The organism is Brachybacterium sp. 107, from assembly GCF_052379725.1.
In the GTDB taxonomy this organism is placed as follows: domain Bacteria; phylum Actinomycetota; class Actinomycetes; order Actinomycetales; family Dermabacteraceae; genus Brachybacterium.
Map to the genome: position 1 here is coordinate 38063 of NZ_JBQSYW010000023.1, position 13124 is coordinate 51186.

10 protein-coding genes and 1 tRNA gene are annotated in these 13124 nt (G+C 69.5%); 10 read left to right on the forward strand and 1 reads right to left on the reverse strand.

Going from position 1 to position 13124, the window contains the following annotated elements; translation table 11 throughout:
* The first annotated feature begins 342 nt into the window (after nt 1-342).
* Entirely contained in the window at nt 343-1314 is a 972-nt protein-coding gene (locus ACT3UL_RS17335) for a helix-turn-helix domain-containing protein (RefSeq protein WP_444579604.1), read from the forward strand.
* Nucleotides 1315-1320: 6 nt separating this feature from the next.
* Here ACT3UL_RS17335 and ACT3UL_RS17340 read toward each other — a convergent pair whose 3' ends face one another.
* Nucleotides 1321-2382 (reverse strand): ROK family protein, encoded by a 1062-nt coding sequence (locus tag ACT3UL_RS17340; RefSeq protein WP_444579605.1) that lies wholly within the window; start codon nt 2380-2382, stop codon nt 1321-1323.
* A gap of 222 nt (nt 2383-2604) precedes the next feature.
* On the opposite strand from ACT3UL_RS17340, the gene ACT3UL_RS17345 reads away from it, so the two are divergent.
* The 9 genes from ACT3UL_RS17345 (at nt 2605) to ACT3UL_RS17385 (ending at nt 12807) form a co-directional block, all read left to right on the forward strand.
* The gene (locus ACT3UL_RS17345) at nt 2605-4302 is read left to right on the forward strand and encodes an ABC transporter substrate-binding protein (protein ID WP_444579606.1); all 1698 of its coding nucleotides are present in this window, start codon (nt 2605-2607) and stop codon (nt 4300-4302) included.
* Between the two features lie 78 nt (nt 4303-4380).
* Nucleotides 4381-5367, forward strand: coding sequence for an ABC transporter permease (locus ACT3UL_RS17350; RefSeq protein WP_444579607.1), 987 nt, complete (start codon nt 4381-4383; stop codon nt 5365-5367).
* Nucleotides 5368-5376: 9 nt separating this feature from the next.
* Complete coding sequence (locus tag ACT3UL_RS17355; protein WP_444579608.1) at nt 5377-6300, forward strand: ABC transporter permease; 924 nt, start codon at nt 5377-5379, stop codon at nt 6298-6300.
* Nucleotides 6297-7211, forward strand: coding sequence for an ABC transporter ATP-binding protein (locus ACT3UL_RS17360; RefSeq protein WP_444579609.1), 915 nt, complete (start codon nt 6297-6299; stop codon nt 7209-7211). The genes ACT3UL_RS17355 and ACT3UL_RS17360 overlap by 4 nt, the downstream gene beginning before the upstream one ends.
* Nucleotides 7208-8068, forward strand: coding sequence for an ABC transporter ATP-binding protein (locus ACT3UL_RS17365; protein WP_444579610.1), 861 nt, complete (start codon nt 7208-7210; stop codon nt 8066-8068). Before ACT3UL_RS17360 ends, ACT3UL_RS17365 begins: the two co-directional genes overlap by 4 nt.
* Complete coding sequence (locus ACT3UL_RS17370; protein WP_444579611.1) at nt 8065-10764, forward strand: glycosyl hydrolase 2 galactose-binding domain-containing protein; 2700 nt, start codon at nt 8065-8067, stop codon at nt 10762-10764. Before ACT3UL_RS17365 ends, ACT3UL_RS17370 begins: the two co-directional genes overlap by 4 nt.
* Nucleotides 10765-10784: 20 nt before the next feature.
* Nucleotides 10785-11606, forward strand: a complete 822-nt coding sequence (locus ACT3UL_RS17375; protein ID WP_444579612.1) for a LacI family DNA-binding transcriptional regulator — start codon at nt 10785-10787, stop codon at nt 11604-11606.
* Nucleotides 11607-11799: 193 nt separating this feature from the next.
* A complete protein-coding gene (locus ACT3UL_RS17380) occupies nt 11800-12657 on the forward strand; it encodes a universal stress protein (RefSeq protein WP_444579613.1) in 858 nt (285 codons plus the stop codon).
* Nucleotides 12658-12721: 64 nt separating this feature from the next.
* Nucleotides 12722-12807 (forward strand) — tRNA-Ser (locus ACT3UL_RS17385).
* The last annotated feature ends 317 nt before the right edge of the window (nt 12808-13124 follow it).

Genomic DNA, 13124 nt, shown 5'->3' on the forward strand with positions numbered 1-13124 from the left:
TGCTGGGGAAGTCCGATACCGCCCGAGATGTCCGACCTTCGGCGTACAGTCCGGATAACGGCTGCTGCAGGACGGGGCGTGCTGTCCTCGCGGTGAGAGGGATCGTCTCCATGGAGTCGGTCCACTCCTTTCGATATGTCGAGCCGTTGACCGGGATGGCCCTCCGGAAAGTCGCCGGATCGCAACCGGATCGGGAGGGTGATGCAGTGCACAGGACGTTACGCTCGGTGTTTTACAGGTATGTCTGAATTATTGAAGGGTGAGGAGCCCGGACGTGTGATCCACCTCCGAGGCACCCGCTGACCAGCGGTGACATCTCCGCTGGTTCGTGAGGAGGGGTCAGTGGAGGACGATGAACGGTACGCCCGAGCCTTGCGCAGCGCGATCGAGCGGAGCGGACTCTCCCTGACCGGCATCTCCCAGCGCCTCCGGGCGAGCAATCGTCCGGTCAGCGTCGCCACGCTCAGCAACTGGCGCTCGGGGCGGAGTCTTCCCGGCGGCGAGCAGTCCCTGGGGGTGATCGCGGCCCTGGAGGAGCTCCTCGGGATGGCGCCGGACTCCCTGGCGGATCTCGTCGGCGGCCCTCGGCTCGTCGGCCGGGCCGTGCAGCGCACCAAGTTCGTCGGGCAGGGGGACCGTGGGAAGGGCGCCTTCCGGGAGGCGCTGCTGGAGCTGGGCTTCGAATCGCCGCAGCAGTATGCGCATGAGCGGGTCTTCCATCAGCTCGCGATCATCGATTCCTCGTCGCGGCGTCAGGAGATCGTCTCCCGGGTCACGGTGCGCGCGCTGGAATCGGGGGTCTGCCGGCTCCCTGCGGTGCACATCCTGGACCCTTCCGAGGCCAACGTCGCGCCGGAGTACGAACCGCTCGACGGATGCACCATCGGCCGCCGGGTGGTCTGGCCGGGTCGTCGCACCTACGGCGTCGAGCTCGTGGTCGACGGGCGTCTCGACGCGGGCCAGGTCGCGTCGTTCGGGTATCGCGTGGTGACCCATTCCGAGGCGACCGCCATGGAGGGCACCTTCTACAGCCTCGCCCGGCGGGCGCACGATGTCCTGTTCGAGGCCGAGTTCCGCGGACCCCTCAAGCCGCTCCACTGCGAGCGCTACCGGCGCACCGACACTGCGGAGTCCGTCACCCCGGTGCGGCTGGACCATCGCAACCGCATCCAGCTGGCGGAGTCCCGTTTCGGCCCGGGCTCCGTCGGCCTGCGCTGGACCTGGGGCGCCGACGACCGCTCGGACGACGATCTCGACATGGATCTCGACGAGGATGCCGACGGCGCCGCGGCCGTCGCGATCGACCGGGCCTGACCCGGGTCAGCGCTCGCCGGAGGTCAGGAACGCCTGCAGGGCGAGCACCGCGGCCCCGACGGCGCCGGGGTGGGGCTGCACCTGGGAGACGACCACGCGCGTCGTGGCGTCATCCCCGACGTGCTGCCGGGCGGCGTCGAGGTAGATCCCGGGGGCGGCCTGGACGGGTGCGCCGGCCAGGACCATGGTGTCCAGGCCGAGGGCGATCGCCAGATTCGCGGCGACGCGGGTGAGCGGCAGCGCGGCGGCCATCACGGCGTCCTGAGCGGCCTCGTCGCCCTGGGACGCGGCGAGCGCGGTGCGCGTCAGGTCCGCGATCCCGGAAGGGGCGGCCTCGAGATGGAGGCAGCCACGGCGACCGCAGGAGCAGAGCCGCCCCCCGGGGGAGATGTGCAGATGGTCCAGGGGCTGGCCGCTGTCCGGGCGGAACGGGACACCGTCCAGCAGCAGCGCCAGCGACATCGTCGACCCCAGGTGGAGGGTGCCGGAGAAGCCCGACCCGCTCTGCTCCCCGCTCCAGAAGCTGCCCAGCGCGGCGCAGGTCGATTCCCTGCCGCGCACGGAGCGGACGTCGAGATCGACGGTGAGCTCCTCGAGCGCCCAGGCGACGCCGTCTGCCAGGCGGTCCGGCATCGCGAACCCGATGCCGGTCACCGCCCCCAGCTCGTCGCCGGGGGCGAGGGTCGCGAGGCCTTCTCGCAGGCGGTCCGTGACCTCGGCCGGATCGTCCGCATCCTGCAGCGGGAGCACCACGCGGGCCTGGAGCGCGCCGGTCGTGTCGACGGCGACCAAGGAGAGACGGTCCTCGTCGATCGTGCAGCCCAGGGCGCGGCGTGCGGAGTCGTCGACCCTCAGCAGGGTGGCCCGCTTTCCGCCCGTCGACCGGGCGTGGCCGCTCTCCCAGAGCAGTCCGGCGGCCAGCAGGCGCTTCACGGAGTTGGTGACCGTGGCGGCGGTGACGCCCAGCTCGCGAGCGATCTCGACCCGGGTGGTCTCGGTGCGTCGGCGGACGAATTCGAGGACTGCGGTGTCCATCGTGGGACGTCGTCCGCCGCCGGTGCCGCTCATCTCCCACCTTCTGTTCGCTGGATTCCTCGGAGTTTCCCGGATTTTCCCGGACATCCCTGGATCGTGACCTATCTGGGACCTTGCTGGACCGCCCGGCCCTCTTGACGGAGAGTCGTCTGATTTGCACACTGAGGCTACTTCATTAACTGAATGAAGAAAGAGGGGGCCGGTCGACCGACCAGGGCTCCCAGCACACGCGACGCCGCGTGGACAAGGAGAGCAATGATGCACCTGAAGCGCCGTGACCTGTACAAACTCACCGCGATCGGAACCGTCCCGATCGCCCTGGCGGCCTGCGGCCAGACCTCGAACCTCGAGACGGGTACCGGCTCCGATGGTGAGAAGAAGACCATCCTCACGACGAACGCGACCGAGGCGACGCTGACGCGGAACCTCAACCCGCACTCGCCCTCGGTGATCCCCATGGTCCAGGGCCTCATCTACGAGACGCTGTTCTACTTCAACCCCCTCAAGCCGATCGACCAGGAGCCGGTGCCGCAGCTGGGGGAGAGCTACGAGTGGAACGAGGACGGCACGGCCCTCACGGTGACGGTGCGCAAGGGTGTGACCTGGACCGACGGCGAGGCCTTCACCGCCGGCGACGTGGCCTTCACCTTCAACAGGATCAGCGAGACCGACGCGCTGAACGACGGCGGCACCGCCCCCACGGCCGAGGCCACCGATGACACGACCGTGGTCATCACCTACGCCGAGTCCTCCTACCTCGAGGGCCCCAATGCCCTGGCGCGCACCTGGATCATCCCCGAGCACCTCTTCACCGACGTCGAGGACCTCGCCACCTACGCCAACGAGGACCCGATCGGCACCGGAGCCTTCCAGCTCGACGACTTCACCCCGGAGTCCTACCTGCTGCTCGCGAACCCGAACTACTGGGAGGAGGGGCGGCCCGGGATCGACGGCGTCCGCGCGATCACCACGTCGGGCAACCAGTCCGCGACCGACCAGTGGCTGGCCGGGGACATCGACTACATGTCCTCCGCGATCCCCAACCTCGAGGGGCACGTCGAGAAGAACCCCGACCTCGCCTACACCAACACCGGCATCTCGCAGGCGGCGCTGTTCGCCGCCTCGAACACGGAGCTGGGATGCGAGGGCCCGCAGACGGACGTGGCGGTGCGCAAGGCGCTCTACTACGGGATGGACCGCGAGCAGCTGTCCAAGCTCGCCTTCTTCGACCTCGGCACCGACATCTCCCCGTCCTTCGCCCTGCCCGAGCGCGATGCCGACTTCATCGACCCGTCGATCGACCTGGCCCCGTGGAACGCCCAGCCCGAGGAGGCGAAGAAGGTGCTCGAGGGCGCCGGCTACGCGCTGGGCTCCGACGGCATCTACGCCAAGGGCGAGGTGCGGGTCTCCATGACCGTCTCCTGCCCCACCGGCTGGTCCGACTTCGTCACTGCGCTGGACACCCTCGCCCAGCAGTACAAGGAGATCGGCATCGAGCTGATCCCGCAGCAGGTCAGCGTCAACGAATGGAACGACGCGAAGGCCAAGGGCACCTTCCAGCTGGTCATCGACTCCGTCGGCCAGGGGCCTGCACCGGACCCGTACTACCCGTACCGCAACCAGTTCTCGACCGAGAGCACGGTGCCTGTGGGCGAGAACGGGAACCCGTACCAGAACATCACCCGGTTCTCCGATCCGGACGTGGACGCCGCGCTCGATGCTGCCGCGGCGACCGATGACCCGGAGGCGAAGAAGGAGCACTACTTCCTCATCCAGAAGCGTCTGGTCGAGGTGATGCCGGCGATCCCCCTGCTCATCGGCTCGAGCCTCACCGAGTACAACACCTCCCGGGCCACCGGCTGGCCCACGGAGGACGACCTGTACGCCTACCCGATGTCCTGGTCCGCACCGGACAACTCCATCGTCCTGAAGACCGTCACCCCCGTCGAGTGATCCCGCGGGGCCGCGCCGCTGCTCCGGCGGCGCGGCCCCGCCCTGTCCCTCCCGGAGACGACGAAAGGACCGACGACGGTGCACATCCTGCGCAAGCTCGGGTTCTACCTGGTGGCCCTCTGGGCCGCGGTGACCCTCAACTTCTTCATCCCTCGGATGCTCCCGGGGAGCCCGGTCGACGCCGTGCTGGCCAAGCTCGCCCTGCGCGGCCCGGTGGATCCGGGGACCCGGCGCTCCATCGAGATCATGCTCGGGGCCGACGACGACAGATCGCTGATCCAGGAGTACTTCTCGTACCTGGGCAGCCTGTTCTCCGGCGACCTCGGCATCTCGGTCACGTACTTCCCGATGCCCGTCACCCAGATCATCGGGCAGTCGCTGCCGTGGACCCTGGTGCTGGTGGGCCTGGCCACGACGATCACCTTCGCGATCGGCATGGTGCTGGGCACCATCGCCGGCTGGAAGCGTGGCAGCTGGCTGGACTCGCTGATCCCGGCCACCACGATCCTGCAGGCCGTGCCCTACTTCTGGCTCGCGCTGCTGTTCATCTACGTGCTCTCGGTGAACATGGACCTGTTCCCGATCTCCGGCGGCTACGACCCGTCGATGGTCCGGCCGGCGTTCGACTACCCGTTCCTGTCCAACGCCGTCTACTACGGCTTCCTGCCGGCGCTGACGATCGTGCTGTCCTCCCTGGGCGGCTGGCTGCTGGGGATGCGCAACATGATGGTCTCCACCCTCAGCGAGGACTACATCCTCACCGCCGAGGCGAAGGGGCTCAACCCCCGCCGGATCATGGTCATGTACGCCGCCCGCAACGCGATGCTGCCCAGCGTCTCCGGCTTCGCGATCTCGCTGGGCTTCGTGGTCTCCGGCTCCATCGTCGTCGAGACCGTGTTCTCGTACCCCGGCATCGGCTACACGATGCTCCAGGCGGTCAACAACAACGACTACTCGCTCATGCAGGGCCTGTTCCTGGTCATCACCGTCTCGGTGCTGGCGGCGAACCTCGTGGTGGACCTGCTGTACGGCATCATCGACCCCCGCACCCGGGCACGGGGCTGAGGAGCAGACATGGCACAGACATCCTCCGGCCGCCTGGCCGGCCTCCGACGCGTCCTGACCCCCTCCTTCGTGATCGGTGCGGGCCTGGTCGTCGTGATCACCCTGTTCGGGCTGATCGCCCCCTTCTTCGTCGCGGATCCGCTCGCGGTCGACAACGCCGGCATGCACGGGCCGACGGCGCAGAACATCCTGGGCACCACCCAGACCGGCCAGGACGTGCTCGCGCAGCTCGCCTGGGCGACTCGCGGTTCGCTCATGGTGGGCGTGATCGTCGCGGTCCTGGCGCTGTTCCTCTCCGCGTTCTTCGGGATCCTCGGCGGCTACCTGGGCGGCTGGCTCGACGAGGTGTTCTCGCTGTTCACCAATGTCGTGCTGATCCTGCCGGGGCTCCCGCTGATGATCGTCATCGGGTCCTATGTGCAGCAGCGCGGGCTGCTGCTGATCTCGATCATCCTCGCGATCACCTCGTGGGCGGCCGCCGCGCGTGTGCTGCGCTCGCAGACCCTGTCCATCCGAACCCGCGACTACGTGCAGGCCGCACGGATCGCCGGCGAGAAGGCGCATCGCATCATCGCCGTGGAGATCCTGCCGAACCTGCTGCCGGTGATGTCCAGCGGCTTCGTGTTCGCGCTGATCACGGCGATCCTCGGGGAGGCCGGCCTGAGCTTCATCGGCATCGGCGTGGTCGGCACCCAGACCTGGGGCTCGATGCTCTTCTACGCGCAGAACGGGCAGGCCCTCACCCTCGGCGCCTGGTGGTGGTTCGTGCCGCCGGGCCTGATGATCGCGCTGCTGGGCTGCGGCCTGTCGCTGATCAACTTCTCGATCGACGGCATCATCAACCCCCGCCTGCGCACCGCCCCCAAGCAGGTCAAGCAGGTCAAGAAGGCTGAGCAGGCCGACAAGGCAGAGCAGGAAGAGGCCATGGCATGAGCGACCCCGTACTGAGCACCACGCTCGAGGAGGACCGCAAGGGCGGCGGTGACCCGGATCTCGGCGAGCCCGTCCTCACCGTCGAGGGCCTCAACGTGGTCTATGAGGTGGAGACCCCCGTCCACGCCGTCCAGGACGCCACCTTCTCCCTGCGGCGCGGGGAGATCCTCGGCCTGGCCGGGGAGTCCGGCTGCGGGAAGACCACCCTCGCCTACGGCCTGAACCAGCTGCATCGCCCGCCGGCCCGGATCACGTCTGGATCGGTCACCTTCCATGACCGGGACGGCGGCGATGTCGACGTGCTGGCCCTGGAGGGGGAGTCGCTGCGCGCCTTCCGCTGGTCGAAGGTCGCCATGGTGTTCCAGGGGGCGATGAACTCCCTGAACCCGGTGCTGAGCATCCGCACCCAGCTGGGCGACGTGTTCACCACGCACCGGCCCCACATGGATGCCGCCGAGCGGCTGAGCAGGTCCAAGGAGCTCCTGGACCTGGTGGGCGTGGATCCCTCCCGCATCAATGCCTACGCCCATGAGCTCTCCGGCGGCATGCGCCAGCGGGTCATGATCGCGATGGCGCTCGCCCTGGACCCGCAGCTGATGATCATGGACGAGCCGACGACGGCGCTGGACGTGGTGGTCCAGCGGGAGATCCTGCAGGAGATCCTGCGCCTGCGGCAGGAGCTCGGCTTCGCGGTCATCTTCATCACCCATGACCTGCCGATGCTGCTGGAGATCTCCGACCGCATCGCCGTGATGCGGGCAGGGAAGATCGTCGAGATCGACACCGCGGAGAACCTCTACTTCGAGCCCCGCGACCCCTATACCCGCAAGCTGCTGGGCTCCTTCCCCACCCTCACGGGGGAGGCCGGAGACTTCGTGCGGGCCGGATTCGATGCGGAGGAGGGCCGATGAGCACCCTGGTCGTCAAGGACCTGACCAAGACGTACCTGCTGCGGGACGGGCTGCGCTTCAGCCGGCTCGAGGCGGTCAAGAGCGTGGACTTCGAGCTGACCCCGGGGCGCACGGTCGCCCTGGTGGGCCAGTCGGGCTCCGGGAAGTCGACGATCGCGAAGCTGATCGCCCAGCTCGAGACGCCGACGTCCGGCACGATCACGCTGAACGGGAAGCCGGTGGGACGACGGGGCAGGGCGCTCGCGGCGTACCGCGACGAGGTCCAGATGGTCTTCCAGGACCCCTTCGCCTCGCTGAACCCCTTCCACAGCATCGGCCACCACCTCGAGCGGCCTCTGCTGCTGCACGGCAAGGCCACCAAGGCGGATGTGCGCGAGAAGGCGCTGGCGCTGCTGGAACGGGTGAACCTCTCCCCGGCGGAGTCGTTCATCGACCGCAAGCCGCATGAGCTCTCCGGCGGCCAGCGGCAGCGGGTCGCGATCGCCCGTGCCCTCGCGCCGGAGCCCAGCGTGCTGGTGGCCGACGAGCCCGTGTCGATGCTGGACGTGTCGGTGCGCCTGGGAGTGCTCAACCTGCTGGCGACCCTGCAGCGCGAGGAGAACCTGGCGCTGCTGTACATCACCCATGATCTGGCGACCGCGCGCCACTTCTCCGATGAGATCCTGGTGATGTACCGCGGGGACGTGGTGGAGCGGGGGCCCTCCGACGACGTGATCCTGACCCCGCAGGCGGAGTTCACCAAGCAGCTGCTGGTGGCCGCCCCCGAACCCGGCACGAACCCGCGCTTCCTCTCCGAGGCGACGCGTCGCGGAGTGCCCATGCCCGATCATCTCGCCGCTCTGGAGGAGACCACGTGACCGCCTCGCCCCACCCGATCACCCGTCGTGACCTGCATGAAGGGTGGTCGCTGTCCGTGACCGACGGGCCGGCTCCCTTCGCGGTCGCCGACGTGCCGGCGACCGTTCCCGGCACCTTCCTCACGGATCTGCTCGAGGCCGGACTGATCCCGGATCCCTACCTGGATCGGAACGAGCACGAGCTGGCCTGGTCCGGCGAGGTCGACCTCTCCTATCGGACGTCGTTCCTGTGGTCCCCGAGCGGCGCCGACCGGGTGGACCTCGTGGCCGCCGAGCTCGACACCGCCGCGACCGTGGTGCTGAACGACGAGGTCGTCGCCACGGTGCAGAACCAGCACCGCTCCTGGCGCTTCGACGTCACCGCCGCCCTGCGGGACGGCCAGAACTCGCTCGAGATCCGCTTCGCCTCACCGCTGCGCACGGCGCGGGAGAACATCGAGGTGCTCGGCGAGCTCCCCGTGGTGGGCAACGACCTGCCCTACAACGCGATCCGCAAGATGGCCTGCAACTTCGGCTGGGACTGGGGGCCGGTGCTGGTCACCAGCGGCATCTCGGGCCCGATCGGGCTGGAGGAATGGTCCGGAGCCAGGCTGGGGGAGACCCGGCCGCAGGTCACCGTCGAGGGGACGACCGGACGGGTGTCCGTGCAGGCCCTGCTGGAGGCGGCCGGAAGCGCTGGGGCGGGCGAGATCGCAACGGGCTCGTCGGCCCATCCGACAGATGTCCCCGAGGGATGCACCGTGCGCCTGCAGGTGACCGCGCCGGACGGCAGCACCGCTGCGGAGATCTCCGCGCCGGTCGAGGACGGCGCCACCCTCGTGGAGGTCGCGGTGCCGCAGGCGCAGCTGTGGTGGCCGCGCGGCTACGGCGAGCAGCCCCTCTATGACGTGCTCCTGGAGCTGCACGACGCGAGCGGCACCCTGCGGGACTCCCGCGTGCATCGGATCGGCTTCCGCACGGCCGGTGTGGTGGAGCAGGCCGACGAGATCGGCACGTCGTTCACCTTCACCGTCAACGGCGCTCCGATCCTCGCCAAGGGCGCCAACTGGATCCCCGACGACTGCTTCCCGTCGCGTCTGACCGCCGAGGACTACCGGGCGGCCGTGGCGGACGCGGTCGACGCCGGCATGAACATCCTGCGGATCTGGGGCGGCGGCCTGTACGCCTCCGAGGAGCTGTACGCGCTGTGCGACGAGCTCGGGATCATGGTGTGGCAGGACTTCGCGATGGCCTGCGCCGCCTACTCCGAGCTGGAGCCGCTGCGCTCCGAGGTGATCGCCGAGGCCCGCGAGCACATCGTGCGCCTGGCCTGGCATCCCGCGCTCGTGCACTGGAACGGCAGCAACGAGAACGTCGAGGGCTACTACCACTGGGGCTGGAAGGAGACGCTGCCGGAGGGCCAGGGCTGGGGCAACGCCTACTACACGGAGATCTTCCCGGCGCTGCTCGCGGAGCTGGATCCCTCGCGCAGCTTCACGCCGTCGAGCCCGTACTCCCGGCCCCTGCCGGATCAGCCGCGCCATCCCGACCACGGCAGCATCCACAACTGGGTGGCCTGGGCGTCGGAGGAGGACAACGACTTCGTGCGCTACCTCGACACGATCCCGCGCTTCTCCGCAGAGTTCGGGTACCAGGGCCCCGCGAACTGGGCGACCATGGCCCGGGCCGTCACCGAACGCCCGCTCCAGGCGGACTCCGAGACGATGCTGTCCCACCAGAAGGCGGTGGGCGGGCAGGACAAGCTGCGCCGCGGCATGGCCCCGCATCTGCCTCCGGTGGAGGGGTACGACGACTTCCATTTCGCGACCCAGCTGAACCAGGCTCGCGCCCTGATCTGCGGGATCGGGCACTACCTGTCGTACTGGCCGCGATGCGGCGGAACGATCGTGTGGCAGCTCAACGACTGCTGGCCGGTCACCTCCTGGGCCGCGGTCGACGGGGACCGGCGTCGCAAGCTGCTCTGGTACGCGCTGCGGGACCTCTACGCGCCCCTGCTGATCACGGTGCAGCCCCGCGAGGACGGCCCGGTGGTCAGCGTCGTCAACGACGGCCCGAGGCCGCTGATCGGGGAGCTCCGGGTGCGCCGGCAGGATCTGGCCGGGACTGTTCTGGCCGACGAGGTCCTCCCGCTGCAGGTGGATGCACGGTCCGCCGCGACCGTCCCGCTGCCGGACTCCCTGCTCGCGCCCGATGGGTGCCGAGACCAGGTGCTCGTCGTGGAGGCGGTGGACGACGCGCAGGGCGGACTGGGCCGGCACGTGCACTTCGTCGCCGAGGATCTGGAATCGGATCTGGCCGGCGACGCCTGCACGGCCACGGCCACGCGCATCGAGGGCGGGGTCGAGATAACCGTTCGAGCGCTCAGCACCGTGCGTGATCTCTGCGTGCTCGCCGACAAGGTCGATCCCGACGCGGTCGCGGAGTCACAGCTGCTGACGCTGCTGCCCGGGGAGACCGCGAGGATTCAGGTGCGCACCACGAGGCCAGGGGCCCCGGAGGACTATCTCGCGGACACCGTGCTCATGAGCGCGAACGATCTGGTGGCGCGAGCGCGGGAGCTTGAACCGGCACCAGAGCAGGCTCCGGCACCGGCACCGGCACCGGCACCGGCACCGGCACCGGCACCGGCACCGGCTCCGGCTCCGGCACGTGACCTGGCTCAGTCGTCGGATCGACCAGCTGAGCCGGTGACCTGATGCCGATGGGCCGGATCGGGATGCCCGCGCCGAGGTCGATGTGGTCCGCCGGCTTCGAGCAGTTCCACACGCTCGTGCTGCGCGGCGTCGAGGAGGCCGCCGTGCTCGCGGGCTGCTCCGTGCTCAGCCGGACGGTGGACACCCTCGATGCCGAGCTCGAGGTGATCCGCACCTGGGCACGGCAGCGGGTGGTGGACGTGGTGATCCTCAAGGATCTCCGCCAGGACGACCCGCGGCCGCCCTTGCTCCGGGCTGTCGGCCTGCCCTTTGTGCTGGCCGGGGATCTCCGGCAGTCCTGCGCCACGGCCGCCGTGCTCACGGACAACGCGGGGGCGATGCAGAGCGTGCTGACGGACCTGCGGGCGCGCGGTCATGAGCGGATCGGTCATATCGGTGGGCCGGCGCGACTGCTGCACTCGCAGTGGCGCCGGGAGGCGTACGAAGCCTTCGTGACGCAGCACGGTCTGTCCTCGCTGTGGTGCGAAGGGGACTACAGCGCCGCCAGCGGCGCTCAGGCGACGCGTTCTCTGCTCTCCCGGGAGCAGCCACCTTCCGTCCTCGTGTTCGACAACGATGCGATGGCCATCGGGGGAGCGGACCTCGTGACGGAGCTCGGGCTGGAGATCCCCCGGGACGTGTCCCTGGTGTCCTGGGACGATTCCCTCGCATGCCAGACCTACGACCCGCCACTCGCGGTGCTCGGCCACCGCGCCCATCAGCTGGGGATCAGTCTGGGCGAGGTGGCGATCGCCCTGCTCGCCGGCGAGCACGACGGGCTGCGGCGCGTCGAGGACACCCCCTCCGTGACCGCTCGCGGGTCGCTCGCCGGCCTGCCGCTCTGAAGGGGCCCACCTCCTCACAGGGGGCCGGCTCTCTCACTGGGGGACCCACCTCCTCACCGGGGGATCGGCCTTCTCACTGGAGGACCCACTTCCTCACCGGGAAGCCGTCCTCCTCGCCGGGGGTGGAGGGGCGGCGTAGTCTGGAGACGCCGAGCAGGTCGCGCCGAGCAGAATGCACGGGGAGGTGTGTTCCATGGACTTCACGAGGAACATCGTCGTGGGATATGACGACACCACGGCCTCCGCCGCGGCCCTCCGGTGGGCCGCGCAGCTCGCCCGCAGCTCGGGAACAGGCCTGCGGATCGTGCACGCCTGGAGCTGGCCTCTGCTGGGCAGCGGCATGACCGGCCTGCCGGTGACGGACTCCGCGGGACCACGCAACCAGGCGACCCGCCTGCTGGAGGACGCGGCCGCAACAGTCTCCCTCCTGGTCCCCGAGATCACCGTGCGGGCCGACCTCATCCCCGGTACGGCGCGGGACGTCCTGGACGACGTCTCCCAGTCTGCGGAGCTCGTCGTCGTCGGGACCCGGGGCCTCGGAGCGGTGATGGGCGCTCTGCTCGGCTCGGTCAGCCGCGGGATCCTGCATGATGCGGGCTGTCCCGTGGCGGTGATCCGGTCGGAGCACCACGTCGGCGGTCCTGTCCTGGTGGCGTACGACGGCTCCGAGGCTGCCGGCGAGGCCGTCGACGTGGCCGCTGATCTGGCAGACACCTGGGGCTCGAGGCTGCGCATCGTGCATGTTCGCGCCGACGGGCATGCGCCCTACCACCAGGTCGCCGAGGCCTGGAACGGGGGCGCCCCCTCCAGGGGGCTGCTCGACCAGGCCGCCGAGCGCGCACGGACCGCGCACGACGGGCTCACCGTCGAGACGCGGATGCTCGAGGGCCGGTCCGCAGCGGACGGTCTGCTCACCGCGGCAGCTGGGGCCCGGATCCTGGTCATGGGGCATCGCGGCCTCAGCCGAGGCCAGTTCGGATCCACCGCGCATGCGACGGTCCTGCACGCCACAGGGAACGTCGTCGTGGCCCGACGACCCTCTGCCGAGTGACCTGACTCGCCTCTGCCCCGCTCAGGTTTGAACCATGGGCCGACAGCCCGCTAAGCTGTTCGGCGGTAGCGTGTCCGAGCGGCCGAAGGTGCATCACTCGAAATGATGTGTGGTTAATAGCCACCGCGGGTTCAAATCCCGCCGCTACCGCCCTTGACCTGGAGATCGCCCAGGTTCACGAAGGCCCCCACCGGTTCCGGTGGGGGCCTTCGTCATCTCGCGGGGCGAGCGGACGGCGACTCATACCGGCCGGGCTGGTCCCTGCACCGAGTCAGCTGGGCAGTGTTTCCGCACCGACGCGCGGCATCCGCACAAGCAGAGCCTGTTCGAGCTCACTCCCGCCACGGGCGCACTGCACCTCAGAGGTAGGCACTCTCCTGTGCTCCTGTGCTCCTGTGCTCGTGTGCTCCTGTGCTCGTGTGCTCGTGTGCTCGTGTGCTCGTGTGCTCGTGTGCTCGTGTGCTCGT